General features: G+C 64.6%; 30 protein-coding genes and 1 pseudogene. 19 read left to right on the top strand and 12 right to left on the bottom strand.

What is annotated here, in order from left to right:
* A pseudogene (locus J2X36_RS22775) lies at window positions 1-1,674 on the top strand (hypothetical protein); the annotation flags it as partial.
* The gene (locus J2X36_RS22770) at window positions 1,675-5,130 is read left to right on the top strand and encodes a hypothetical protein (protein WP_310354092.1); all 3,456 of its coding nucleotides are present in this window, start codon (window positions 1,675-1,677) and stop codon (window positions 5,128-5,130) included.
* On the opposite strand, the gene J2X36_RS22765 is transcribed toward J2X36_RS22770, so the two are convergent.
* A complete protein-coding gene (locus tag J2X36_RS22765; protein WP_310354090.1) occupies window positions 5,127-5,483 on the bottom strand; it encodes a hypothetical protein in 357 nt (118 codons plus the stop codon). The genes J2X36_RS22770 and J2X36_RS22765 overlap by 4 nt on opposite strands.
* A 207-nt stretch (window positions 5,484-5,690) precedes the next feature.
* Between J2X36_RS22765 and J2X36_RS22760 the strand changes: the two genes are divergently transcribed.
* On the top strand, window positions 5,691-5,867 hold the full coding sequence (locus tag J2X36_RS22760) for a hypothetical protein (RefSeq protein ID WP_310354087.1): 177 nt from the start codon (window positions 5,691-5,693) through the stop codon (window positions 5,865-5,867).
* 89 nt (window positions 5,868-5,956) lie between these two features.
* Here the strand turns inward: J2X36_RS22760 and J2X36_RS22755 are convergent, their stop codons facing one another.
* From J2X36_RS22755 to J2X36_RS22720, 8 genes are all read right to left on the bottom strand, one after another.
* Window positions 5,957-6,211, bottom strand: coding sequence for a DUF6894 family protein (locus J2X36_RS22755; RefSeq protein WP_310354085.1), 255 nt, complete (start codon window positions 6,209-6,211; stop codon window positions 5,957-5,959).
* A 1,596-nt stretch (window positions 6,212-7,807) separates the two neighbouring features.
* On the bottom strand, window positions 7,808-7,984 hold the full coding sequence (locus J2X36_RS22750) for a hypothetical protein (RefSeq protein WP_310354082.1): 177 nt from the start codon (window positions 7,982-7,984) through the stop codon (window positions 7,808-7,810).
* 264 nt (window positions 7,985-8,248) lie between these two features.
* A complete protein-coding gene (locus J2X36_RS22745; protein ID WP_310354080.1) occupies window positions 8,249-8,473 on the bottom strand; it encodes a hypothetical protein in 225 nt (74 codons plus the stop codon).
* A gap of 76 nt (window positions 8,474-8,549) precedes the next feature.
* Complete coding sequence (locus J2X36_RS22740; protein ID WP_310354077.1) at window positions 8,550-8,849, bottom strand: hypothetical protein; 300 nt, start codon at window positions 8,847-8,849, stop codon at window positions 8,550-8,552.
* A gap of 451 nt (window positions 8,850-9,300) precedes the next feature.
* Entirely contained in the window at window positions 9,301-9,546 is a 246-nt protein-coding gene (locus J2X36_RS22735) for a hypothetical protein (RefSeq protein ID WP_310354074.1), read from the bottom strand.
* A 73-nt stretch (window positions 9,547-9,619) separates the two neighbouring features.
* Window positions 9,620-9,901: a hypothetical protein gene (locus J2X36_RS22730; protein WP_310354071.1), complete on the bottom strand. Its 282-nt coding sequence runs from the start codon at window positions 9,899-9,901 to the stop codon at window positions 9,620-9,622.
* A gap of 120 nt (window positions 9,902-10,021) precedes the next feature.
* A complete protein-coding gene (locus J2X36_RS22725) occupies window positions 10,022-10,147 on the bottom strand; it encodes a hypothetical protein (protein WP_310354070.1) in 126 nt (41 codons plus the stop codon).
* A gap of 102 nt (window positions 10,148-10,249) precedes the next feature.
* Window positions 10,250-10,492 carry a hypothetical protein gene (locus tag J2X36_RS22720; protein ID WP_310354068.1) on the bottom strand — a complete coding sequence of 81 codons (243 nt, stop codon included), beginning with the start codon at window positions 10,490-10,492 and terminating at the stop codon, window positions 10,250-10,252.
* A 179-nt stretch (window positions 10,493-10,671) separates the two neighbouring features.
* Between J2X36_RS22720 and J2X36_RS22715 the strand changes: the two genes are divergently transcribed.
* From J2X36_RS22715 to J2X36_RS22670, 10 genes are all read left to right on the top strand, one after another.
* The gene (locus tag J2X36_RS22715) at window positions 10,672-10,953 is read left to right on the top strand and encodes a hypothetical protein (protein ID WP_310354067.1); all 282 of its coding nucleotides are present in this window, start codon (window positions 10,672-10,674) and stop codon (window positions 10,951-10,953) included.
* A gap of 10 nt (window positions 10,954-10,963) precedes the next feature.
* Window positions 10,964-11,179, top strand: coding sequence for a hypothetical protein (locus J2X36_RS22710; protein ID WP_310354064.1), 216 nt, complete (start codon window positions 10,964-10,966; stop codon window positions 11,177-11,179).
* Between the two features lie 72 nt (window positions 11,180-11,251).
* On the top strand, window positions 11,252-11,665 hold the full coding sequence (locus J2X36_RS22705) for a hypothetical protein (RefSeq protein WP_310354061.1): 414 nt from the start codon (window positions 11,252-11,254) through the stop codon (window positions 11,663-11,665).
* A 63-nt stretch (window positions 11,666-11,728) separates the two neighbouring features.
* The gene (locus J2X36_RS22700) at window positions 11,729-12,763 is read left to right on the top strand and encodes a hypothetical protein (protein WP_310354059.1); all 1,035 of its coding nucleotides are present in this window, start codon (window positions 11,729-11,731) and stop codon (window positions 12,761-12,763) included.
* 2 nt (window positions 12,764-12,765) lie between these two features.
* Window positions 12,766-13,038 (top strand): hypothetical protein, encoded by a 273-nt coding sequence (locus J2X36_RS22695; protein ID WP_310354057.1) that lies wholly within the window; start codon window positions 12,766-12,768, stop codon window positions 13,036-13,038.
* A complete protein-coding gene (locus J2X36_RS22690) occupies window positions 13,035-13,211 on the top strand; it encodes a hypothetical protein (RefSeq protein WP_310354055.1) in 177 nt (58 codons plus the stop codon). Before J2X36_RS22695 ends, J2X36_RS22690 begins: the two co-directional genes overlap by 4 nt.
* Before the next feature lie 21 nt (window positions 13,212-13,232).
* The gene (locus J2X36_RS22685) at window positions 13,233-14,141 is read left to right on the top strand and encodes a hypothetical protein (protein WP_310354053.1); all 909 of its coding nucleotides are present in this window, start codon (window positions 13,233-13,235) and stop codon (window positions 14,139-14,141) included.
* Between the two features lie 31 nt (window positions 14,142-14,172).
* Window positions 14,173-14,562: a hypothetical protein gene (locus J2X36_RS22680; RefSeq protein ID WP_310354051.1), complete on the top strand. Its 390-nt coding sequence runs from the start codon at window positions 14,173-14,175 to the stop codon at window positions 14,560-14,562.
* A gap of 300 nt (window positions 14,563-14,862) precedes the next feature.
* Window positions 14,863-16,212, top strand: coding sequence for a phosphatase PAP2 family protein (locus tag J2X36_RS22675; protein ID WP_310354049.1), 1,350 nt, complete (start codon window positions 14,863-14,865; stop codon window positions 16,210-16,212).
* A gap of 372 nt (window positions 16,213-16,584) precedes the next feature.
* Window positions 16,585-16,863: a DUF6522 family protein gene (locus tag J2X36_RS22670; protein ID WP_310354045.1), complete on the top strand. Its 279-nt coding sequence runs from the start codon at window positions 16,585-16,587 to the stop codon at window positions 16,861-16,863.
* 76 nt (window positions 16,864-16,939) lie between these two features.
* Here J2X36_RS22670 and J2X36_RS22665 read toward each other — a convergent pair whose 3' ends face one another.
* Complete coding sequence (locus J2X36_RS22665) at window positions 16,940-17,164, bottom strand: hypothetical protein (RefSeq protein ID WP_310354043.1); 225 nt, start codon at window positions 17,162-17,164, stop codon at window positions 16,940-16,942.
* A 1,465-nt stretch (window positions 17,165-18,629) separates the two neighbouring features.
* Between J2X36_RS22665 and J2X36_RS22660 the strand changes: the two genes are divergently transcribed.
* The 5 genes from J2X36_RS22660 (at window position 18,630) to J2X36_RS22640 (ending at window position 21,548) form a co-directional block, all read left to right on the top strand.
* Complete coding sequence (locus J2X36_RS22660; protein ID WP_310354041.1) at window positions 18,630-18,896, top strand: hypothetical protein; 267 nt, start codon at window positions 18,630-18,632, stop codon at window positions 18,894-18,896.
* A gap of 535 nt (window positions 18,897-19,431) precedes the next feature.
* A complete protein-coding gene (locus J2X36_RS22655; RefSeq protein WP_310354039.1) occupies window positions 19,432-19,818 on the top strand; it encodes a hypothetical protein in 387 nt (128 codons plus the stop codon).
* A gap of 120 nt (window positions 19,819-19,938) precedes the next feature.
* Complete coding sequence (locus tag J2X36_RS22650; RefSeq protein WP_310354037.1) at window positions 19,939-20,703, top strand: Crp/Fnr family transcriptional regulator; 765 nt, start codon at window positions 19,939-19,941, stop codon at window positions 20,701-20,703.
* A gap of 137 nt (window positions 20,704-20,840) precedes the next feature.
* On the top strand, window positions 20,841-21,083 hold the full coding sequence (locus J2X36_RS22645; RefSeq protein ID WP_310354035.1) for a DUF6894 family protein: 243 nt from the start codon (window positions 20,841-20,843) through the stop codon (window positions 21,081-21,083).
* Window positions 21,084-21,347: 264 nt separating this feature from the next.
* Window positions 21,348-21,548 carry a hypothetical protein gene (locus J2X36_RS22640; protein WP_310354033.1) on the top strand — a complete coding sequence of 67 codons (201 nt, stop codon included), beginning with the start codon at window positions 21,348-21,350 and terminating at the stop codon, window positions 21,546-21,548.
* A gap of 230 nt (window positions 21,549-21,778) precedes the next feature.
* Here the strand turns inward: J2X36_RS22640 and J2X36_RS22635 are convergent, their stop codons facing one another.
* The gene (locus J2X36_RS22635) at window positions 21,779-22,528 is read right to left on the bottom strand and encodes a Crp/Fnr family transcriptional regulator (RefSeq protein ID WP_310354030.1); all 750 of its coding nucleotides are present in this window, start codon (window positions 22,526-22,528) and stop codon (window positions 21,779-21,781) included.
* Here J2X36_RS22635 and J2X36_RS22630 point away from each other — a divergent pair.
* On the top strand, window positions 22,527-23,096 hold the full coding sequence (locus J2X36_RS22630) for a DUF6894 family protein (RefSeq protein WP_310354028.1): 570 nt from the start codon (window positions 22,527-22,529) through the stop codon (window positions 23,094-23,096). The two genes, J2X36_RS22635 and J2X36_RS22630, sit on opposite strands and share 2 nt — an antisense overlap.
* A gap of 148 nt (window positions 23,097-23,244) precedes the next feature.
* Here the strand turns inward: J2X36_RS22630 and J2X36_RS22625 are convergent, their stop codons facing one another.
* The gene (locus tag J2X36_RS22625; RefSeq protein WP_310354026.1) at window positions 23,245-24,726 is read right to left on the bottom strand and encodes a PAS domain-containing methyl-accepting chemotaxis protein; all 1,482 of its coding nucleotides are present in this window, start codon (window positions 24,724-24,726) and stop codon (window positions 23,245-23,247) included.
* Window positions 24,727-24,823: the final 97 nt, after the last annotated feature.

The following is a 24,823-nucleotide window of genomic DNA, read 5'->3' as shown; positions in this document are numbered from 1 at the left end:
AACGAAGCCATCCTGACCCGCGCCAACCTGCCGGTGAACGACGCCACGCGCTACGCCGTGCACTTCCTCGGGCAGCAGGGCGGCCCTGCCTTCATTGCCCGCTCGATGCAGAACCCTGATGCGCCGGCCGCGAGCCTTGCGAAGCCGGATCAGGTCCGCGCCAACCGGGCCGTGTTCTTCAACCGCGACGGCTCGCCCAAGAGCGCCCGCGACGTGTTCGCGGACTTCTCTCGCAGCTTCGGTGGTGGGCGTGGTGGTGCCCCTGCCTCGGCTCGGTCTCAGGTCGCCTATGCCGACGATGAGGCGCAGACGCAGGTGCTGGAAGCGCGCATGGGCATGTACCCAACCCAGAGCGCACAGGCGGACATGCCGGTGGCCGGTGGGCGCGAGGCTGCGTTCTACATCCCCGGCAGCGATCCGGCTGCCAGCCAGCCCGCGCCCTTCGGCGGTCCCGATCGCCAGGGGCCGCCCTTGCAGCAGAGCGCCTTGGGCGCGACCACCGCGCCGCGTGGCGAGGTGCTGCCGCCGTCGCGGGACTTGGGAGCGTCCATCCCCTCGCGCACGATGACCCTGCCCGGCGCCCCCGTGGACGCTGGAACGCCTCCGGCTCCGCTTGGCGGGGCTCCGGGCGCACCCATGGTGGGGAACGTGCCGGCCGCTGCCGTCGCCTCATCCCCGCTAGCGCAGCGCATCCCCTTCCTGCTCAAAGCGGCTGGGCATCCGGATCTGCCGGCGCCGCAGCGAGAGATCGCGCAGATGATGCTCAAGCAGGCACTTGATGAAGCCAAGATGCCCGACAGCGTGAAGGAGTTCATGTTCGCACGCGCCAACGGCATGACGCGGGCAGCGAACCCCGCGGCCTACGCTCGCGAGAAGTCCGGCCCGACCAAGCTCAGCCCCGGCGAGAGCGTTTACGATCTCGAGACGAACGCTATTCGCATCACGGCGCCGGACCGCAGCCGCAGCAACGTCTCGGATGATGTGGACGCCCGGCGGCAGGCGGCCGAAGGGCTCGGCCTCACGCCCGGCTCGCCCGCGTACCAGTCCTACGTGCTGACCGGGAAGATGCCGCGCGAGGATCAGCAGCCGCTCTCGGCCTCGGACAAGAAGGCCATCCTTGAGGCCGACGACGCAGTGACGACGGCGGAAAGCGTCATCGGCAACCTGCAACAGGCCAAGCGGCTGTCCAAGCAGGCTTACGAGGGGCCGACTGCGGGCGCCCGCGGCCAGGTCACCGGCTACTTCGGGAGCAAGGAAGGTCTCGCGACGATCGACCTCGACAACCTCGTGACCACGAACGCGCTGGGCCAGCTCAAGGCGATCTTCGGCGCGGCGCCGACTGAGGGAGAGCGCAAGATCCTCCTCGACATTCAGGGCTCGTCCTCGCTGCCCGACGCGGCCCGCCAGCGGATCTATGACCGCGGCATCGCCCTGGCGGAGCGGCGGCTTGAACTGAACCGCCAGCGCGCGGCCGAGATGCGGGGCCAGACATACTTCAAGCCGGACGGCGGGCCGCAGGGTTCGGGCGGTCGCGGTGGTGCTCGTGCTCTGCCGGCGCCGTCGCCCTCGAACCGCCCTGGCGCTTCGTCCGCGGCCGATCGGTTCGGGCAGCTCATGGGCTCGGGCATGTCCAAGCAGCAGGCTTACGAGCGGCTTCAGCAGGAGGGGTACTGAATGGCCGGCGGCGTGTTCGATCCTGCCGAGTTCGCGGCCTTCAAGGCGGGCTCCTCGTCTCCGGCTCCCGCGGCCCCGACCTCGGGAGGCTTCGATCCGGCGGAATTCGCCGCGTTCAAGTCAGGCCGCGCCGCTCCCCGAGATCAGGGCCAGACGCCTGCGGCTCCCAACCCTTTCAGGCAGGACGCTGCGCCGTCGTTCGATGAGCGGTTCGGGGATGGCCCAATGGCCGGCACCCTCGACACGTCCGAGGGCCTGGGCCAGGGCCTGCGGCGCATGGCCGACGAGGCGTTAGTGGGTAAGCCGGATGGTGTGAACCAAGCCGCTGCGGCCGTCATCCGGGGCAGCAATGCGCTCGGCCTGAACATCCCGCGCAATGCCGGCGCCGCCATCGCGTCGGCACCCTTCATCGGCAACGGTCGCACCTTCTCGCAGAACTACGACCTTGCCCGCGACCAGGAGGAGGCGCTTGCGCGGCAGTTCCCGAAGACAGCTCTTGCCGGCACGGTTGGAGGCATCGTTGGCGGCGCCGTCGCACTGCCCTCTATCCGTGCGGCGGAAGGAGCCAACTGGGCGGGGCGCGCAGTCGCGAACTTCGGGACAGGTGCCCTCTATGGCGGCGCATCCGAGTTCTTCGACAAGAAGACGGGTGGCGCCCTGATTGAGGGCGGGCTGCTCGGGGGCGCCTTGAGTGCTGGTGCTGGGGGCCTGTTGGAAGCAGGCGCCAAAGTCTACGGCGCTCTTGCCCGCCGTGGGGTCCCTTTCCGCGATCAGACGGGCCAACTGACCGAACCGGCCCGTGACGCGCTGCGGGGTGCTGGGATCGATCCCGCCGAGATGACGCCCGCCCTCGAACAGCGGATCATGTCTGCCTTCACGGTCAAGGGACCCTCGGAGGGTGCCGCCCGCGAGGCTCTGGCAGTCGATCAGGGCATCACGCTATCGCGGGCGCAGGCAACGCTTGATCCTCGCGCGGTAGATCTCGAACAGGCGGCCTTGTCCGGTGGCCGCGGCGCACGGGCGCAGGAGATCGGGCAGGATTTTGCGCAGACGCAGGCGGGCCAGATCGATGCCGCTCGCGGGCGCCTTCAGACGATGGCCGCACAGGGCTCGCCCCTGATCGACAATCCGCAGATGGCTTTTGAAGCCGCTGCCGATCGGGCCCGGCTCGCGGGCGATGCTGCATCCTCCCGTGCCGCTGCCGCCGAGCGGGCGCAACAGGACGCGCTACAGGCCGTCCAGGGACCGGGAGCGGGCGATGTGCTCGATGGGGCGACGTTGGCCGTGCAGGGCGCCCGCGAGGCTGCAGAGCGCAGCCGGGGGGCCTATCGCGGAGCATACGACGAGGTGGCCCAGATCCCCGGCAACTTCGCGCCCGGCGCGCTCGATGATGTCGGCGCCCGTGTTCGGCGCTCGCTCGGCCCCGAGATCCCCGTTGACGACGTGAACACGCCGGCCGCCTTCCGGGCGCTCGCGGATCTCGACAACCTGCCGCGCATCCTCGGCCTGCGTGAGGGCGAGACACCGACCCTTCAGCAGACAGAGCAGATCCGGAAGCGGTTCAGCCGGTACTACCCGGCGACGGCGCAGAACCCGACCGACCGCGCGGCTCTGAACGCAGTCCGCGAGAGCTTCGACCAGCGGATTGAGGACCTTCTGAGCATCGGGAAGTTTGGCGACCAGGTGCGTGCACCTGGTGCTGCCGACGAAATCGGCGGCTCCCTCGGTGCTCGGACGGGCGATGTGCCGGCAGATGCCGTGGTCATGCCGGAGGCGCCCCTGGGCTCGCCGGACACCCTGGGCCGGTACATCGCCCGAAATGGCGGCCTCGCCCTGACCGACGATGCGCGAGCGATGGATCTGAACCGGGCGTACTATCCCGGCGCTGGCACGCTCGCCCGGTACAACGGCGTGCCGCTTGATCAGTGGCGGGTAAAGCTCGTCGAGGCTGGTTATCTCACGCCCGACGAGGCCGGCGGCGCCTCTCAACGCGACGTGTCCGGTCTCATCATGGACGCCCTGCGAGCCGAACGCACGGGTGCGGGTCGGCCGCGCTACCGTGTCGAGGACGAGGCCCGCGTGGATGCCTCCCGCGCTGCTGAGCGGGTCGCGGACGAGAATGCTGACTTCTCAGGGATGGTGGACCGGCAGGCCCGCCGGCTAGAAATCGACTTCGAGGGCTACGGCCTGCGGGCTCAGGATCTTGACCGCGCGGCCCTTCGCGATGCCGCCGAGGCTGTCGTGCGCGGCGAGACTGACGACGCGATCGGCGCCTATGACCGCGCCATCATGCGGCGAGAGGCAGCACCCCGGCCGGCGGGGGGCGCCGACGACGTGCCATTCCCCGAGTTGGGGGAAGGCGTCGGGCCAGCAACCTCCGCGTCCCTGCCGATCGGCGACACAGCGCCGGCCGAGGCCATGCGCAAGGCTCGCGGGCTATTCCGTGAGCACCGGCAGGCGTTCGCTCCTCGCGGTCCTGGCGACGTGGCTGGGCAGCGCCTGCAGAAGATCGTGGAGCGGGATGCGAGCCCGAACGAAGCCATCTCGATGCTGTTCGGCACCACCACAGGTCGCATTGCCAGCGGGCAGTTACAGACCCTTGACCGGCTGCGCTCGGCGGTAGGGCAGGACAGCGACACTTGGCGGGCCGTGCAGCAGGCCATCGTCACGCGCTACGTCGGCGGCGACGGTCGCGGGCTCGGGCAACGCCTCGACTACCTGCTACGCGGCGAGGGCCGGGATCTCGCCAGCCGCTTCCTGTCCCCGGAGCAGAGGCAGGGCCTGGGGCGCCTCCGGGCGGCAGTAGCGCAGACGGAACAGGCGCAGACGGCGGCGCCAGGCTGGGTCCAGAGCCTCGAGCGGCACGGCTTCGACCCGAACGCCATCGCTGGCAGCCTGTTCGGCTCTGGCGTGCCGGGCGCTCGCGTCGGTGCGGTGAACGAAGCACGGGCAGCGAAAGCCTTCCTCGGGGAGACGAGCCTGGAATGGGCGGGTCTACGGCAGGCGGCCGTGCAGCGTCTCACGGAGCCGACCATGAGTGCGGCCAAGATCGTGGAACGGGTCCACGCCTTTACGGACGGGGCCGGCAAGGGGGTGGCGACCGAGATGTTCAGCCCGCAGGAGTTGGGCGCCTTCCGGCAATTCGCCTCCGCGCTGAATTCCACGATCCTGCCGAACGGCAAGGCGAAGCCGGGCAACGAGCGTGCGGCCGGCGCAGTGGCGCGGGCGCTCGATGTCCTAACGGGCGCGGTTGCCTTCAAGATCGGCGGTCCTGGGGCCGCCATCGGCGCTTATGGGCAGAAGGCTGGGCAGCGGCTCATCACGGGCGGCGTCAACGCCTCGCGAGCGCGGCGGTCGTTTGAGGGTGGAGCGCCGCGGCTGCGGGCTCCCGTGCCGGTTCCTGACGCCGGTCGGCTGACGGTGGGCGCCGGCCTCTACGCCGGTGAAGGGCGCTAGTCGGGCCAGTATCCCCGCTCAATGCGGTGCCGGACGTAGGGGTACACCATCACGGTAAAGAGGGTTGCAGAGGAAGCAGCCGCAACCCAGCCGCCTTCGTACCTTGCCCACGAGACGAGATTGACCATCGCCATGATGCCGACAGCAAGCGTGATGACGAGCTGCAGCAGCACGACGCGGTTGCCGCCTGTGTAGGGCTCGCGGCTGAGCCAGAACCGCGCCTCGCCGCGCCAGTTGAGCGGCGGCGGGGCATGACCCTCGGCCTCTGCCCGCTTGGCCTCTTGGTACGGGGTCGTGAAGCGCCAGCCCATGTGGAGAAGGTGACCGTTCTCCAGCCACTCGGCAAGCAACAAGCTACAACCTCGGCAACTCGGCCGCGCAGCCAGCGACGGTGACGTGAAGTTCGGATCTGCGGGGCGCTGGAGCGACGCGGGCTGGCCGAGCGGGGTGGGACGAAGGCGCTGCCGAAGTGGCGGCGGGCCAGTTAGCCCCGATGTTGCGTTCGGAAAGCTGAGGGAGCGCAGTTGTTGGAACAGGCTGCCGCAGCTAGAGGCTCGCCGATGCAAAAGCTCGAAGCCCTCCTCGATCGCCTGAAGTCCCACCAGCGCGACCTCATCTTGGAGGTAGCCGAACGCGACATGCTTCCGCCCGACAGCATGCTGTGCCGGATCGCCGAGCTGGAGAACGTGATCGCTGCTGTCGAGGCTGTGGCCGACGAGGAGCAGCGTGGAGGCTGATATCGGCGCAGGGCCGGCCGGTGGTGAGGCGGGGGACCAGGTGACGGCCGAGAAGCCAGCCATGTTCCGGAGTGCGGGAAGGCTAGGCATCAGCCCATCGCGGGAGGCCCGCCATCCGGGCCTGTCGGCATGGGCACGAGAGCCAGCACGGTCCCATGTACGTCCAAAATGGCAACATTCCAGTGCTGAGGATCCCGGCCGCCGGCGGCCCGCTCCTGGATGATCCGCCCCCAGACTTGCAGTGCATGCTCCTGAGCTGTGTCCATGTCTGGGAACTCGACGCCTTTGTGATCCCGGGTGACATCGTCACCGTCGTGCAGAATGTCGAAGAAGTACCAGGGCATAAGCGGTCTCGTCGGCAGAGGAGTTCTGCCGTCCTCAACACATGATCAGGCGTACGGTGCTCGCTTGATCGCTGCGGCTTCCTCGACCTCGGCAACTCAGCCCCGCGAGAAGGCGGTGACGTGATTTAGCGCGGTTCAACGTCCTCACCTTTGGGTGGTGGAACGTAGTAGATATTGATCGCCTTCCAAAAGGCAGCACGCTCTTCCGGCGTTCGGGAGGCTAGGGCAGCTTGGAGATCGGCGAGCCCAGCCTGCGCAGCCTTCTCGCGCTGGTCAGCGTCCAGAAGGTCGAAAACTTCACACACAGCGTTCTCCCGGGCGGCGCACCGCCTATGGTTTAACTCCCCCCGCTCGCGGGTCGCTCCAAACCGAACCCATCAACGAAAAACCCCGCGCACCGTGAGGCGGCGGGGCAAGGCAATGACCACCACGATAGGAGTACGGCCCCGTCGACGTCGGGACGGGCAACTGTACCGGCGGGGCCGTGCTGGAGAGCGCCGTCCAGCACGCCGATGATGGCCGACCGCGCGGCCGCCGCTTTCACGCAGGTGAAGCGCGGCAAGAGAAAGCCCCGCGAGCCTAGGGCTGCGGGGCGAAGGGGGATGTGAGGAGAAGCCCCGTCGACAGTGATTGGGTGTGTGACTGCCGCCGACGAGGCCATGTCGGGTGTCGAAGCCGACAGCGGCACGTTCTGCCTTCTCTTCACTCGCGGCCTTCGCAAAAGTGAAGTGTGAGGCGCGAGAAATGAGCCGCCCGTTGGACCGAGCGACGGCAGCTTAGGCCGCTCGCAGCCGTGGCGCAGGCGCAGGGTTCCGACGACGCTCCATCAGCGCAATTCCGGCCTCAACCATCCGATGCTTCTCAGGCTCGCTGAACTCGCCGAACATGTCGTCGACAGCCTCATACCAATCGCGCCAGGTCGGCCGCGCGTTCTGCGATAGGAGGAACAGCATAACTTCGATCATTCGCTCTTGCAGCGAGCGGTGCGGTTGAGAGGCAGAGGTCATCTGGACTTTTGAGGCGGCAAATTCGACAGCCTGATGGCCGTCATCCCAACTGTACAAGCAAATACAAAGCTGCCCGTCGCGGCGAACCGGGCGCACTGAAACGAAAAACCCCGCGAGCCTGAGGCTGCGGGGCTCTCGTGATCTTTGCTTCAAGTTGACGATCGGCCCCACCGGCATAGGGGGCATATTAACCGGCGAGGACGTACCGGAGAGACCCTGAGAGAACCTGCTCCAGCCCCGCCACCGTGCCTGAAAATCGCCGGCTCCACGTTCACGAAAGTGAACCGCTGCAAGAAAAAACCCGCCGCGGCGAACCGGGCGCACGCGCTAGGCGGGCTAAGGCGAGTAGGTCGGGGACGTCCTCATGGCCAAGGTGCAACGCGGAGGTGAGGACGGCAAGACGAAAGAACCCCGCGAGCGATAAGCTGCGGGGCTAAGGAAGGGACCGTCTCTGGGAATGACCTCGCCGGCGAGGGACAGGGGGCAGTCATCCACTGGCGAAACCATGTCGGTGAAGAGGCCGACCTGAGCACACTCTGCCCCTTCGCCACCTCCAGCCTTCGCAAAGGTGAAGTGCGAGGCGCAAGAATTAGGTCTGGGCGTCACGAGCCAGCCGCATCGCCTTGAGCCGTTCGGTCTTCTCGTCACGCGCTCGCTGCTGCTGCTCATGCTCTGCCCGTGCTTCCTGAGCAACACGTTGGCGGTCGGCGACCTTCGCGGCCCGGGTCTCGACGCGATCGACAATGTGGCTAGGGAGGTCTGACATCGGATCTCCTCCATTCGAGAGCAGGAGACCTAGAGCGTGCGCACGAAAAAGCCCGCCGCGGCGAACCGGGCGGGCTGAAGGTGTCTCGTGTGATAGTGACGCTTGCACAACGGGCGACGGCGCTGGTGGTTCAATCCGTCGAGCCGCCTTCCTAAACCGCACCCCTGGTCCCTCGCCATTTTCCCCGATGAAGATGACGCCAGTGACTGCCTTGTCGGCCGCTTGACCTCTCGCGCACGGCATCGTTTGGCATGCGCGATCTGCTCAGTCCGTCAGCGGCATGACCTGGATCAGGATGAGATCACCCTTCTTGGTCGGAGCGGAGCCACCTGCGTAGGAGATCACGCCAACCACGTCGCGCACCGCACCATCAACAATGGCGGGTCCGTGGAGGCGTATCAACTCATGCTCCTCCAGATCGCAGGGAGACCGCACCCAGAACTGATCTTGATGGACCTCAAGCTGGTCGACCACCTCGGCGGTCCACATCGTCGTTTCTCCCGCCTGCCGAACTGACCTCAGATACCTCTTCGCCTTCAGGCGCTCGGTGATGGGGGTTGGCTCCTCACGCCCCAGCCACATCCATTCCGACCGTGCCGTCGGCGCGGTTGAGGGCGCTGACGCGTGGGCCACGGACCTCGCCGCTCTGCTGTTCCCAAGCATCCAGGGCAGCATTGGCTGCATCGATGATGTCGCGGGCCGTTGCTCCTGGGACCTCTGGCCGAATTGCTTCCACAAGCCGGGTCAGGAGCATCTGCTCCGTCTGGGAGTGTCTGCCGCCCTCAGCCTGCTGCATGTAGGCCGCAAAGACGCTCTCGGCGATTGTGCGTGCCGTCCGATCAACGTCAGGAGTGTCTTGCTGCATCTTTCGATCACCTCTGAGCTTCGTGCCTGCTAGCGACCAACCGTCAGGACCGCCTCGCGTTCGCCCCTGCCTCGCTCACGCGCGTCCCGCTGCCACTCTTCTCAATGGTGATGACGCTAGCCACCGCGGGCATGAACGAAAGGCCCCGCGAGCCGTGAGGCTGCGGGGCAAGAGAAGGGTCTCACAGGTACCGCCCTACCTGCGCCTCAGCAAGTCACCGGCAGGGCCTGCCGCGAACGGGGGGCTCACGGCTGAGATAGACTGAGAGAATAGAGCCGGCCGCACACCCGCTGAAGTTAGGTGCCAAGCGTACGAAAACGCCCGCCACGGCGAACCGGGCGGGCTGAAGTTCATGAGGATGACATGCTGCTTGGACAACCGGCGGCGGGGCCGGTGGTTCAATCCGGTGAGATGCCTTACCCACGAGCCGTGGAGCTGCGGGCGAGAAACCTCACTGTGGCTCGATTACGGTCGCGTTGCCCAGCCACTCCAGGACCCTCTCCAAGCTCTGAAAGCTGTGCTCAACTTCCTTGAAGGGCAGAGGACGCTTCAATGGGTGCGGATGACCGAGCAACTCTGCATGCCAGCGCCGGGCGCGTCCGGCTGCGCCCACCTCGCACACGACACTACCGATGATCTTTCCGTCGAGCAGAAGATCGTAGCTGCCGGCTGCGAGGCGGAGCAGTGTGTAGGGCATCCTCCGCCATCCCTAGCCGCATTCCCTGCCCCGCGCATTCTCCTCGATGAAGACGACGCCAGGCGAGCGGCTTTCATCGGCTCGTCCGTACTCCGGCAGCTTGTACCTCGTCGCGCAGGTCTACGAGTTCCATCATCGCCACCTCGAAGTCTGAGATCTCGACGATCCGTGCCGAGACGTGCCGGGCCTCGGCTTTCGACAGGGGCCCAGTGAAGGCGAGTTGCTCCGGATCCTCGGTGAAGCACAGGTGGGTGATGGAGAGGCCGGTCGCGTCCTCTACCCGGTAGGCGTCTTCAAGCTCGACGACGCGCCAGGGCGGCACAAAGCGGCTGAGTTCGGTCATGTCGTCGCCCATGTCAGCACCAGAATGAAAAGCCCGAGCGCCATCAGGGCGACGCCGGCTTGAGCGATCAATCGTCCACTCTCTTGTACCCTGTTGAACGAACTCATCGCTTCCACGGCAGAGCCAGCAGGATCATTGCGGCACACAGGCATCCAGAACAACGACGAGGCCCATCGCGGCCAAAGCGATGGTGCCAGCGAAGACGATCGTTCCGACCGGGCTTTGGAAGAAGGGCAGCATCAACGCTTCTTCGGTCACGCCAGCAGGATCGTTGAACTCACTTCAGATAGCCCTTCGCCTTCAGGTGCTCTGTAAGCGGCAAAACAGTGCTATTAATGAGCCCGAGAGGCTGGCGTGGGGTCATGGCTGCGGCTCACGCAGACGCACACCAGGTCGCCCGTGGTTCAGGAATTCGACGCCTTCTGCTTCAAGAGCTCGCATCACGGCCTGTATCTTATCAAGGCCGCTTACAAGACCTGCAGCGCCTCGTTTTTCCATCGCACCTATGGTGTTGATGTTTACTCCAGCCCGCTCCGCGAGCGTGCCTTGATCCATACCAACGAGCGAACGCGCGGCCCGAAGCTGGTTCCCAGTGGTGAGCATGTTCAGAACCGATCCTGCCAAACTAGGATTTTTTCATAGTACACTGTTGACGACAGGGGCAGAAGCAGCCATACCTGACTAGGAATTAGACCTAGTGAAACGGGTTTGCAATGTCCTCCCGCCGCTCCCTCTCCTGGTCCGCTGCTCTCACTGACATCCGCGCTGATCGCGCCGTCGTCGTGGCACCCGCCACCCTGGCCGAGCGCATCGCTCGCCAGCAGGCTCGTGAGGAGGGCGTCCGCGCCTACCGCGAGGCTCGCGCCGCTCTCGCTCGTGCCGCTGCCCAGCCGCTCGCGACCGCTGCCGGCTACGACCGCCGCGCCATCATGAACCTCGCTGTCGCGATCGTCCGTGAGCAGATGGCTGCCGTTGCCGGCCGCTCCTACCGCGCCCTGATCGGCAATGCGCTCAAGCAGGCCTGGGCCGCCGCCAAGGTCCAGCGCCGCGCCGCTGCGCACTGAGGCTCGCACGATGCTGCAGCCCCTGCCCTTCCGCGTGCCAGCCGTCCGCCTTCGTGATGCCCGTGAGGATCACGCCACCTGCCTGCGGCTCGCGGCCTCGTACCGCATCCGCATCTCTCGCGGCGAGCCCGCCGTCCGTGAGCAGCACGCTTGGGCTCTCGCCCACTGCCGCACCCTGCGCGCCCGCTTCGCCGACCTGAGCGAGCCCCGCGCGTCGCCGAACTGATCGGCGTCCAAAAGGGACCCACCCCCTCTCACTTGCAGCCTACCGCCACGAGCCCATGCAGGAGCCCGGACCATGTCGCACGCCTATGCCTCCGTGATCGAGCACGTCCCCTTCCATGCTGACCCTGTCCTCGCGGCCATCGACGGCCACGACGAGGCCTGGAGCATGTGGCAGGTCGCATCGGAAACAAACCTGCGGTCGGCCCGCGCCGCGATGGATCAGGCGCTGGCTCGCCTTGTGGCCACGCCCTACGCCACGCGCTTCGGCGCCGTCGCCCTGCTGCGCCACCTGCGCTGGCACATTGAGCATGACAAGATCGCGGACGCCGCCGTCCTCGCTCGCGCCTCCGACGCCGCGCTGTACCTCAACGTCGATTTCCACCCCGTCGAGCCGCCGCGCGGGCGTGTCGCTCCGGTCCTGCGGGCTCTTTCGCGAGCCGGCGAAATGGTCGCCTGCGTCGCACTGATCGCGGGGGGGCTGTGCTGACTGGCCTGGGCACTCTCCTCTGACCTCACCTCCCCAACCCAGCCTCATTCAGGAGTTTGCACGATGCGCAATCCGCTCTCTCGCGTTGCCCGCAGTACCGAACCCAAGCCGACGCTGGGTCAGCGCGCAGCGGCTCTGAAGGTCACCGCAGCCCGCGTCATGCGGCGCGAGCCAGTCGGCCCGGCCGCTCGATCTGACGATCGCTCGGCCGCAACTGCGGAAGCAGACCCGCACCTTGTTTACCGTGAGCCGATCTTCGCCGCCCATGCGGAAGCCGGCGACTGCAGGCCCATCGACAATGTGGCCGATCCCTTCTCCATCGAGAGCAAAGCCTGCCAGCACGTGGCGTGGCGGCTGTGGAACCTGCTGGATGAGGTGGCCGACCTCCCGGCTCCTCGGACGCTGGACGGGCTCGGCGTGCTCGCCGTCGCCCAGGCGCTGTATTTGGAAGGGACGGTCTGTGCCGACACCCCTGAGGCGTTGCGGCAGGCCGTACTCGTGCGTGCCGCGCTCTCCGTTACCGGAGCGGCTTTACCCCCCGGCTTCATGGGCTTCGGTGACGAGCCTGAGTTCAGGGAGCGGGAACAAGCTGCCCTGCATCGGATCGGACGCATCCCGGCCTGGGCGATGAAGCAGGCACGAGCGGAGTGCCCCGCCAAGCCGCCAGAGGTTCCGCTCTCGTCTCCGGTGGCGAATGAGCTGCGGTCGGGTACGTCTGCCGCACCCAATCTTTCGCTTGTGCCGCTTGAGAGCCTGTTCGCTCTTGCTGACCTCTACGACGGGGGCTCCCGGCATTTCCACATCGGCGCCTTCTGGCCGAAGACGGGCGACCAAGGTCCGCAGTCCGGCAAAGACCTCCTGATCGAGGAGGGCGACCGGCTGTCTTCAATGTTCGATGCGATCGTGGAGGAGATTGCCCAGCGCGAGCCCGCCGATAGCAACGAGGCCGATCAGCAGGGCGAGTGGCTGATGCGCAAGGCCATAGCGGGCGGCAACTGGGAGAAGGCCGCTGCCATCGCTGCCAAGACGCCGGCTGCCATGGAACGGGCCTTCGCTCGGTCAGAGGCAGCTTCCTCTGCGAAGGCGAAGCGAGCCTGATCATGGGCACGGTCCATCCCTTCCCACCTCGGCAGCGCCCTGCCACCGAGATCGACGTGCGGGCTGTCATTGAGGACGCAGCCCAAGCTGCCCTCGACACAGCCGACCGCCTGATCGCCCTTCTAGACGACATGGATGGCGGCACAGACGGGGAGGACAGCGCCGACGCTAAGCCCTCCCTCGGCGCACCTGACGGCCACGACAGCCAGATCGTCTGGCTACAGGGCTCCGCCAGCGACGGCGAACTCGACCAGCCTCTGGAGACACGATCGTGAAGGCCCGCCTCACCATGCGAGCCGCGCTCGCCCTCGGACTGCCTGCTGTCGCCCGCGGTCTCGGCCGCCTGCGCCGCTGGCACCGCGATCTGCTCGCCCGAGCCGGGCACGAAGCGGGACGCGGCAACGTGCTGACCGCAGCCGGGCTCCTCCTCCTCTACGCGCTCGCCTGAGCCGAAACGGGAGCAGCACTCATGTCCATCTCCGTCCGCTGGTACCTGCTCGAAGAGGCCGGCAGCCTGCGCCACGTGCCGGTGCGCGTGGTCAGCGGCATCTACCGGGGCACCGATGCGCTGCCGGATTATGCCGGCACCACCCAGCGCGCCATCGAAGTCGTGCTGGAGAACGAGGACGGCAAGCCGGTGCGCATTCTAGACGCCCGCGGCCGCTTTTGGACCTTCGACGAAAAGGGGGAGATCGAGCTGGACGACGTGAACCTCTGGTTCCGCGACCTCGACCCGCCCAAGCCGCGCGGCAAGGTGGTGGACCTGCGCCCGCAGATCGAGAAGCGGCAGCGCCGGGCCCGCCGCTTCTGGGACGTGACGGCCGAGGATCTGGACCGCCTCACGGCCGCGATCTGGCCCTGGGTTGATGCGGAGCGCGAGCCGGTGCGGGTGGTGCGCAGCACGGCGCCGAAGGTGCCGCCGCTGCCGCGGGAGGGTCAGCGGGCGCGTGACAAGATCCTATCCAGCATCACGGACATCTCGCTGGCGATGGAGCATCTGACGGAGCCGGCGCTGAAGGGCTTGGCATACGAGCTGCGCCGCTGCGCACGGCTGTACGTGAGTGAGCGGCCCTACTGCGAGGCGGCGGGAGCGGAAGCGGAGTTGCGGCGTGAGATCCGGGCACGCTACCGGACGGGCCGTGGCGCCTGGTACGCCTGCGTGCGGGTGATGCACTGGGACGAGGCGCGCCACGAAGCTCGGGAGATCGACTACGTGGAGGAGCGCTGCGCGAGCAAGGACGCCGCCATTGAGAAGGCCCGGGCTCTGCTGGCGGAGCATGCCCACCGCTTTGCGCCGGATCGAACGGTCGAGCCGGAGGTGTTCAGCGAATTGGAGTGGACACCGATGCGCCTGCAGACAGAGGATCAGGATGATTGACGCTTAGCCCCGAGACTTCGGAGGAGGGAGGATGATGCCAACGGTTGAACTCTCCGTTGAGGCCGGCCCTCCAAACAGCGTGCAGATCCAGGTGCACGCCGGCGGCAAAAACATCGCCCTGCCGATCAGTCCCAATCAAGCTGCCATCCTGGGTCAGGCCCTCCTAGCCGCGAGCGTTCTGTGCGACCCAAGATGCTCGTCTGTGCCCCCGGGCTCGAAGATCTCGAATGGTCGGCTGCCCGCCGCAAGCTGGAGAGTTGGCGCGATCGATCACGGTGCTCGTCCGATCCTCGACGTCCGGCTCGTGAGCGGAGCTGTGCTCTCGATCCTTCTGACGCCGAGCAGCGCCATCGAATGCGGTGAGCAGTTGCAGATGATGGGCAGGCTTTCGCTTGCGCCAGAGAGCGGGCCAAAGAATTGAAGCCTGAATTTGGGCAATGTAGCTCCGCGTACCAACGAATAGGTCGCAAGCTTATTGAGCACAACTAGGTCACACAAAAGCGTATAAGATTTCCTTTATACGAAATATGCTTACAGATGATGGAACTTGTCCTCAGAAGTGTAACTTTTTTCTTTTCCTAGGCCCTGCCTTCGGCCAGGATCCGCGCCCCTGCACCGTTCAGCCAGCCTCGATCGTGCCACCGCGTAGATCGGATCTCTTGCCCGACTGCGCTGATGCCCACCCTGCCGCCATGTGTCTGCGGAAAGAGGAATGCGCCGGATGAGATCAGACCGTTGGGCTCAGGCTCGGAACTCGGACGACACTTCGCGCGAGCTTCATCAGAAGGCGCCTCAGGCTCAGCCCCCCTTCGATGGGTGGCACGATGTACCCGACCCGGATCCTGAGTTCGACAACGTCGTCCTCGACTGGAACCAGGTCGCTCTGGATGCCATTCGGCACGCGTCGATCACACAGCCTCCGGAGGATGCGCCCTATGTCTCACGGGCGCTCGCGATGGAGAGCATCGCCATGTTCGACGTGCTCCAGGCCATCAACAACCAGCCTGGCTTTCTCGTGAACCTGAAGGCGCCGGCCGGGATCTCGACGGACGCGGCCGTCAGCGCGGCAGCGCACGAGATCCTGGTGGAGCTCTTCCCGAGCTACAAACAAGCCCTCGACCGGGCCTACGAGGCGAGGCTCGACGAGATCCACGACGGACGAGCGGAAGAGCGTGGTGTGGCCTTCGGCACGAAGGTCGCCGAGGCGATAATCGCTGCGCGCGCGCACGATGGGTCGGAGGAACTCGCTCACCTCGAGTTGGTAGCGGGGCACGAGCCGGGCGAGTACCGGCCGACCCCGCCGGACTACACGCTCGCCATCCAGCCGGACTGGGGGGACGTGAAGCCCTTCGTACTGGCGAGCGCGGACCAGTTCCGGCCAGGGCCGCCGCCTGACCTCACAAGTGCCGAGTACGCAGCCGACTTCAAGCAGGTGAAGCTGCTGGGCGAGGTGAACTCGAGCGTGCGGACGCCGGAGCAGACGCTGAGTGCCCTGTGGTGGTCGAACGACGAGGACAGCTACACGCGCGTCGGGCAGTGGAGCGACATCGCCGACAACATCCTCGCCGAGCAGGGACGCTCACCACTGGAGAGCGCCTATCTCCTGACTATGCTGAACGTCGGCCTCGCGGACGCGATCACGGCGTGCTGGGAGACGAAGTACCATTACGAGGCGTGGCGGCCGGTCACGGCGATCCACGAGGCGGGCGAGGACGGAAACCGCGCCACGCGGGCGGACGCCGACTGGCTGCCGCTCCTGCCAGTCACGCCGGACCACCCCGAGTACACGTCCGGCCACTCGGTGATCGGGGCGCTTGCCGCGAAGGTGATGACCGACTTCTTCGGGCCGATCCCGTTCTCGGCCACCAGCGAGACGGTGCGGGACGTAGTTCTCCACTTCGACAATTTCGACCAGGCCGCCCAGGAGGAGGCGATGAGCCGGATCTATGCCGGCGTTCATTTTGCCTACTCGGCCGAAGCCGGCTTGGTCATGGGGAGCCAAGTCGGAGACGTCGTACTGAACGCCTTCCAGAACTTCGACATCCAGGCTGGCGACGGGCACCTTGTCTGACAGGCACGCAGCGGGTCGTCTGCGCCCAAGCAGGTCTGATGCGCACAGCGTTGGAAAGATCCGTTTCAGGGCGGATCTCGCCCGCATCATGGATCAGTCCGGACACCGCGACCCGCGGACGGTGGTGGGCTACATCCGCCGCGCCAACGCCTTCAAGGACCACTCGGGCAGCGGGTTTCTATGATGCTGTTCGTGAGGAACAGCGCTGATCGCCTGCGAGCACACATCTGCCGGCCGCCGCAAGCAGCCTGACAGAAAAACTTCAGTAAGGTGGCCTTTGAGAGAGCATTTCTCCGGCATACATCTTCTCACGGATATGATAGAGCCATTCTCAGCCCTGCATCTGCGGCCGAGCTGATGGAGGGTTTTTCAATGCACTTCGAATTAGATGAGCAGGGCGATTGGATCGTCGATTTCGACGAACTCGCCGGCAAATTCGGTAACTCAGCCAGCTACCTTCAGCATCAGGTCAAACTTGGCCTTCTCAAAGGACTTCTGGAGGCAGGCAGCGGCGAGAATGCGGGCTGGTCTCGGATCACCATTCGAGCCGGCAGCGCAGCGTGGCAGGGTACGTTCGACGGCGCCGGGTTCCTCGTGGAGGAGATCATGTTCCCGGAAGCACCCTGGTTGAAGGATGCACCCTTGCATTAACGAAGGTCTCATCTGGGTGCGAATGCGAGGATTGCGGCATCATTGTCGCTTTTTGAATGCACCAGCGGATCAGCCGTCATTCTTTGATCCGATGGAGGATTTCCCCGCTGCTTGTCTCCTGGAAGACATCATTTCCGAGATATTTAACTGCCGCTCCGTTGAGCAGAGAGTACCGACGCTGATCTTTCAGGATGTGCGACCCGCTGAGACCACCGGTTCGTGCGAAGGTCTGCCAAGCGATGATCACGCGAACGGCACCGTCTTCCGCTCTGACGTCAAAGCGTTCAAGCTCGTGATCCATCACTCATCTCGCCTGCAGAACACCCCAGCTTACGGTTCGGAATACGCATAGGCTCGCCGCCAAAACTGTTTCTAGGAGATCGCCTCCCAGGCAAGCTGCAAACTGGCGGGCGGGCCCGCTGCTTCACGAAGTTAGCCTGACCGCTCGAACAGCTTCGGTGGTTCGGCTCCGAGCATCCTTTGCCAGAGGCTGCGTTTTAAGATCCATGAGTTGATCGATCCGGCTGCCGTCGAGTAGCGGACGGCTATTGCGCATGCCAGCGGTCACCTTCACTGCGCTGGCCGCTGCGTTTCGTCGCGCCGCCTTACGCGGAGGGTTGGCCCGGAAGCTTTAGCCTCAGGCGGATCAGCCAACTGGCTGCGCACGTTCATAGTGCCCGAAGGGCCAGGATCGCGCGCCCTGACGCGATCCGGAACGGTTTCGTGCCTCGGGGCCATGTTCGGCGATTGTGCCGCACCTTGGCGGCCCCCAATCGGGGCTTGGGCAAGCGCAGCAGGCAGAATTCCGAAAAATGCAAATGACATGAGGAAATACTTCACAGCTAAATTCTCCGATCAGCACCGAACTAAGATCTACATCTTCATTTTTGTTCCTATAAACTTAGCTATTCTGGGGTGCTGAACGCAATTTCGTGAGCGCCCAAGGTAGGCGGCCTTGGCCTTTGAAGCACGAGCAGATTGTTCTGCCCGCGTCGGCGGGAGCCCAGCTAAGAAGCGTGCCAACCATGGTGCATTGAACATCGTGCCCAAATGCGGCGCCGATGCTGGGCACCTTTATCATGAGGCTTGATCCTCTTGGCGTGCAACATCGTCGCGAACCGATCGGTACGGTTGCATTCATTTGAAGCTGAGGTCGGTCCACACCAAAATAATAACAAATGATACAAGTAGTATTATTTTAATTGGTCCTTGAATCACTTCAAAAATACACGATATGATGTTCAAGTAAATTATTTCTTCGCATAACGCGCCGGACTATCAACGTATTGTGGGGATAGGTCTGCTTAAGGACAGCTGGAGGACGCCATGCGCGCCACGATCGTTCCTGTTTTGACCAGCCTCATGCTAAGCTTGGCTCCTCCGATCGCGCTCGCGCAAGGCAGTGACACGCCCGCGAATGCTGCAAAGGTCGCGCCTCGTGGTGACCTTGAAGGCCGAGATGGGCTGACCAACTCACTTGAGGAGCACCAGCATGGAGTAGCGCCCGCCTACTCTGGCGACGAATTGGCTCAAAGCCCGAGCCCAGCAAATCCCAAAGCATCGAAGAACACTGCATCCCGGGAAACGGTTGGGCCCACGGTATCTCGGTGTGTCGTTCCAAATTTCGGGGCAACTTTCGAATGTCGTTCTTATAATAATTGGCTTCACATATAATCGATGATCAGATATTTTCGTCAAGTGTAGATTATTTACAGTCCAAAAAATCCCGAGTAGTAATTCTAATAACTCACGGATGGGAATGAGCTATGAGCAGCGAACTTGATCAGGAAGCCCCTGCAATTCTAATTTGGCTTCCTGAGGGGCTTATCCCCGACGCCGCATCATTCACGGTGAAGTCAGTAGACGTGGCTCAGGGCACAGAGGATTGGCCCCATTTCAGCGATGCATTTCGTTATGCCATGAACGTTCCGCGATCAGACGAGCGGCTGCCTTGGATCCAGGTCGGTGATCGGACTATTTCGCCGGAAGAGTTGCGCAGGATGTATGCCCCTCGCGGCCACGAACTCAACTAATCTATCAGCGTGAGACGGAGGATCTAGGCTCCGCACTGCATATCATTCAGCAGAGATTTCCGTCCATTGGTGACGTCAATGACAAACAGTTACTTAACGTCGTGGCTTGATGACCGCCTCAACCAAACTTTTGTCGCGACCTTGTTGGCTGGCCTCGGCGCAACATACTTCATCATGGGTATGGACTTACGCTGGTAGGCAAAGACCTGCGTGCACGAACGCGTATTGTGGCTGGACGAGAGTGTACAGGGCCGAGAAGTGGGCCAAGCTCAAGGCGCCACGAAGATAGAACTATGAATTACCATCGCTCGAATAACACATGGCCCTCTTGCCACTGTAACATCTGGTGTCACTGGGGAGTTCTTGAGTGGCGAGCAAACAAAGCGGGCAGGGTGAGCCGGGCAGCGCTCTGCGCTTAGCATACGAGGCGCGCCAGCGTGCCTTCGCCGCATGGTGCTCGGCACGCGGTTTCGATGCAGCAACGCGCTCGCGCCAGGATGAAGAGCTTGCTCATCAGCTCGCATAAGGATCGCACATGGCGGGCAACTTGGAATACGCAGTCCTGCGACGCGATCGGGCAGCCTTGGCTGAAGACGCAACCGACGCGTTGCTGAACACCATCGCAGATGGCGAAGCCGCAGGTTCCATCTTCAGTGCTGTGAGCGCCGGCGGGATCCTCACCACCTGGAAGGAGCCCGGGAGAACGAAACTAGGTCCGGACTTCAGCTGCCATTTCGTCAACTCGGTCGATACAGCTTATTGGGCAGAGTTGCACCGGCTCGGGGAGGACATCTATGCGACTGGTGGGCTCGATGCGCTCGATGAAGCCATCATGCACATCGTCCAGTTGGCCCCAGCCCGTGCAGACTGGCGCTCCAATGTCCTGGAGAGTGTCTGGTTTGACGTCGGACGAACTGCATGACCTTGATGAGGCGCGGCGTGCCTTCAACATCGGACAAGAGGCGCGGCTGGGCTCTGCAGGCTCACTTGAGCGCCCGACTGGCGATTTGACCCTCGCATCGTTTGACTATCTAGCTGGTGGATGTCCGAGTTCGCCAATGGCTCACCACCACTTCGGCCAGCGTCAAATCCGCTGATCCTGAAGCTCGAACGCGGTGCCGTTCTCTCCGATACGGACAGAGCTACGCTGGAGGAATTGTGCACTCGAACACGTGACGTCGAGGCACGGCAGGACCTCATTCGTGAAGGTGAGCGGCCGGAGGTGGTCCACCTCGTCATGAGCGGACTGGCCTGCCGCTACAAAGTCCTGCCGGACGGCAAGCGCCAGATCCTGGCTTTCTTGATCCCGGGCGACTTCTGCGATCTGCACGTCGCCATCCTCGGCCTCATGGATCACAGCATCTGCACGCTGAGCCGGTGCACCATGGTGGCGATCTCAAGCGAGAGCATTGCGGAACTGACCCTGAACCATCCCCGCATCACCCGCGCCTTGTGGTGGGCGACGCTGGTCGATGAGGGCATCCTGCGGGAATGGCTCACCGGCATGGGCCAGCGTTCCTCAGAAGCCCAGACAGCCCACCTCTTCTGCGAACTGCTGGTGCGGCTCCAGGCTGTCGGACTTGCGGCACCAAACAGCTGCTATCTTCCGCTGACGCAGAACGAGCTGGCCGACGCGCTGGGGATCTCGGACGTGCACATGAACCGCACCCTGCAGCAGCTGCGCGCGGATGGCTTGATCGTTCTGAGCAAGAGCATCCTCACGGTTCCGGATGTTGCCCGACTGCAAGCCTTCGCCCACTTCAATCCGAACTACCTGCATCTTCTGCGCCGAAGCCGAGAGGCTTGAGGATGACAGCCTGCTCAGGCGAATTGCGTGGCTATGTGGCTGAGCAGGGTCTAGGATGGCTTCACCGCTGATCCGAGCCCTGGCAATCAGCCGCTGAGAGATGCGTGTGCTCCCGCCGACGACCTGCGGAGAGCGACATGGCACGCTACTTCTTCGACCTTCACAACAGCAAGTTCTCGTCGCGCGACACCCGCGGGCAGGAGTGTGTGGGTCCGGACGCGGTGAGCGAGTACGCGCTGAGGCTGCTGTGCGACGTGGCGAGGGAACGTCCGCTTGAACACATGCACAGCCGTCTTGGTGCGACGGTGCGCGACGAGAGCGATGATGTCGTGCTCACGGCGACTGTCAGCATGTCGACTACATGGCTCGACGCGGCCTGATGGGCAGATGAGGTCGCCCCTCCCCTGCAAGATCTTTGATCCACTCACCGGTTTACCCAGCGGACCACGGCATCGTCGATGCGATTGATGGGCTGGCGGAAGTCGTCACGGGCAAGTGCAAGCACTTCCACCTCACGCCGACCACGCCCGCCGGGAACCTGACGTAGAAGGCCGACGAGTAGGCGGCAGGGATCTGGTCGGCTCCGCTCGCTCGCGCATCCTTTGGCGCTGGCATATGCTCGGCGCCAAGCAGGAGACAGCGCCGTGGACAATCAGACCGCATTAGACGCTCTAGCGCTTCAGCACCAGCGCTTGACCGACATGCTCCGCTCGGCCGACAGCGGCATCTGGTGGTCGTCGGATGCCGCTGCGGGGTTGAATGCTGAAAAAATCAAGGCTCAAGCCGACATGATCGGCGCCGCCCTGGACGAACTGGAAAGCCTCATCAAAAAAATAAACGCGTAGCTTACCTCAGGGATCTGAGACCAGTAGCCCGCCCGCGGGAGGGCGGTCGCACAGGCGCAACCAGGAGCAGTACGCGCGATACGAGCCCGGCAGCGTTGCAGATCCCGGTTCGGTGATCGCAGCAGCCATTCGCCGGCTGGGTGTTATGGAGCGTCCGCCGGAGCCTGCTTCAGGATCGTTGGTCGCCCAAGGCTTCCAGGATGAGCTGCCGGTGCCGCCGATCCTCACGCCTAAGGCTGATCCGGCCCGTTCGTATCGAGGTGGCGCCCGTCGCGATCGAGGTGCAGGTAGTTCGTGTTGAACAGTGCCACGCGCTGTAGCGCCTCCAGATCCGGGATCGTCAGCTGGCGCCCCTTCAGGATGATCAACCCACTGCCGCGCAGCTCCTGCAGCATCCGGTTGACGTGCACGTTCGACATGCCCGTTGCGTCACCGAGATCGACCTGCGTGACAGGCACGAGGCAGGTGTAGTCGTTGGTCAGCCCGACCACCCGCAAGCGAATGAACAGCTCGCACAGAACATGCGCGATCCGCTCCAGGCCGTTGCGCTGGCCGAGGTTGACCGTCCACTCCCGCTGAACGGCCACCTGGACCAGCATCTCCCACCAGAGCGCCCGGGTGATCCGTGGATGCCGATCGGTGAGGTCAAGGATGGCGTCGCGCGGGATCTCGGCTAGCCGCACCCGCGTGAGGGTGCCGATCGAGTGGTCCATCTCGCGCAGGACGAAGACGTGCGGGTCGCACAGATCGCCGGGCACGAAGAACGAGATGATCTGCCGGCGCCCGTCCTCCAGCTGCTTGTAGCGGCAGGCCCATCCCTCCAGGATCAGGTTGACGTGCTCGGGCTCATCGCCCTCGCTGATAATGTCCTGGTGAGCTTCGAAGAGGCGCACCTTCTGGCTCGCGACCTCAAGCGCCTGCTTGTCTTCGGGTGAGAGGCGGGTGAACTGCCCCAGCTTGCGGATGAGGTGGTGCGGCATGCCTGCCTCCCGGGCGGACATCGGCAGCGTAGCGGCGCGAACGCGGTCGGAGCTTCACACAGGTGAGTGTCAATCGGCCATCGTGCGGCAAACGTTTGTGCGCTCTCCAGCTGATCTGGAGTGCAGCAAGCGCGAGTGGCCGATGCCCTGGTTCTACTTCCACCTACGCACACCGGCCGGTTTGGAACGCGACGACATCGGGCTGGAGCTGATCGGGATCGAGGCAGCCTACCTCGACGCGTGCCAGGCGATCCCGACGATGGCGGCCGATCTGTCGGGCAAGAAGGTCGATCCGCGACGCTGCCGCTTCGAGATCGCCGACAGCGCGGGTCGGGCTCTCCTGGAGGTGCCGTTCACGGAGATCCTCGACAAGGGCCGCCGGCCATCTCATCCGGCTTTGCTCGCCCAGCGGCGGAAGGCGACCGCCGAGATGGAGAGGGCTGCCCGGCTGATCGAGGCCCTTGGTGAGGAGCGCGCGGCCTTGCTGGCGGAGCTTCAGAACCTGCGCGAGCTTCTGGCCCATGCCCAAGAGGTCAGCTCCCACGGCACTTCTCAGCGTCGGACCTGATCGGCGGACGCTTTTACGAGCTGCCAGCTGATGCATCCCCGGGGTGGCCGCGGTGTTCCAATAGGTCTTGCTCTAACGGACCTTAGAAGGCCCGAGGTGCCCACTCGCTGGCTGGATTTTATGGAGGCCCTTTTTCAGCTTGCTGATATCAGCGCGCCAGGACGCGGGCTGCATCCTTCGTGGTGGCCACAGCCTGCGAGACGCTGCCGACCGAGCCTGAGATCGCCAGGATGTTCTGCGCAATCGCGCCAACCGCGCTCGCCGCATCCTGCATGTTACCCGACATGTCGCGCGTGACCACGCTCTGCTCCTCAACAGCCGCTGCTGCGCTGATGACGTGGTCGCGCATCCGCTCGACCGAGCCCTGGATCGTCGCAAGCGCGCCCACAACCTGCTGCGACACCGCCTGAACGTTGTCGATCTCACCCGCAATCTGCTCGGTCGCGCGTGCAGCTTGGCCGGCCAAGCTCTTCACCTCCTGCGCCACAACCGCAAAGCCACGGCCCGCCTCACCCGCGCGCGCACTCTCGATGGTGGCGTTCAGCGCCAGCAGGTTGATCTGCCCGGCGATGTTCTGGATCAGACCAACAATGCCACTCATCGCGGTCGCAGCCTGCGCCAGCTTCTGCGTGAACTCAGCCGCGCCGCTCACCTGACCGTGCGCCTCGTCGGTCGCAGCGCGTGACTTGGCCATGCTCTGCGAAATCTCAGCTACCGAGGCGGCAAGCTCCTCAGAGGCTGCCGCCATGGTCTGAACGTTGTCGGCCGTGCTGCCGGCCGCCTGCGTGGCCTCGCTAGCTTCTTGGTTGGAGCGCAGGATGGCGCTGTCGATCTCGCCGAAGTTCTGCTCGATCAGCCGCTTCAGGTCAGCCAGAAGCTTCATCTGTGCGGTGATGTCGGTGGCGAACTTCACGACCTTGTAGGGCTGCCCGCTCGCATCGAGGATGGGGTTGTAGCTCGCCTCGATCCAGACCTCACGGCCTCCCTTCGCGATGCGCTTGAACTGCCCGGCCACGTACTCGCCCTGGCGCAGCTTGGCCCAGAACGCGCTGTACTCCGGGCTGCTGGCGTAGTCCGCGTCCACGAACTTGCGGTGGGGCTGACCGACGATCTCGGGCAGCGTGTAGCCCATGGCTTTGAGGAAGTTCTCGTTGGCGTCGAGCACCACCCCGTCGAGGCTGAAAGAGATCACCGCCTGCGACTTGTGAATAGCCGCGATCTGCCCCTGCCGCTCTGCCTCTTCGGCGACCAGTCGCGTGATGTCTGAGGCGAACTTGACGATCTTGTAGGGCTTTCCCGCCCGGTCAAGGACAGGGTTGTAGGATGCTCTGATCCAGACCTCGCGGCCGCCTTTGGCGATGCGCTTGTAGCGGGCGGCCTGGTACTCGCCCCGGCGCAGCTTGGCCCAGAAGTCGCGGTACTCGGCGCTCTCCTTGTAGGCGGGCTCGACGAACAGGCTGTGGTGCTTGCCCTGGATCTCAACCAGGGAGTAGCCGACGACCGTGAGGAAGTTCTCGTTGGCCGTGAGCACGGTGCCGTCGAGGCTGAACTCGATGATAGCTTGTGCCTTGTCGAGGGCTTCAAGCTTGGCGATAGCTTCGCGTGCGAGTGTGCTTTGTTTGCCGAACATGCTGCGGCTCCGATGGGCGGCTCCGCGGGCACTGGAACTCGCACCTGACTTTGAGAGCTTCAGGATGAGAGCCGGTTGGCACAAACGGCGACCTAGG

The sequence above is a fragment of the Methylobacterium sp. BE186 genome, from assembly GCF_031457035.1.
Taxonomy (GTDB): domain Bacteria; phylum Pseudomonadota; class Alphaproteobacteria; order Rhizobiales; family Beijerinckiaceae; genus Methylobacterium; species Methylobacterium segetis.
Note: the sequence above shows the minus strand (reverse complement) of the source record. Positions and strands in the feature narration are given on the sequence as shown.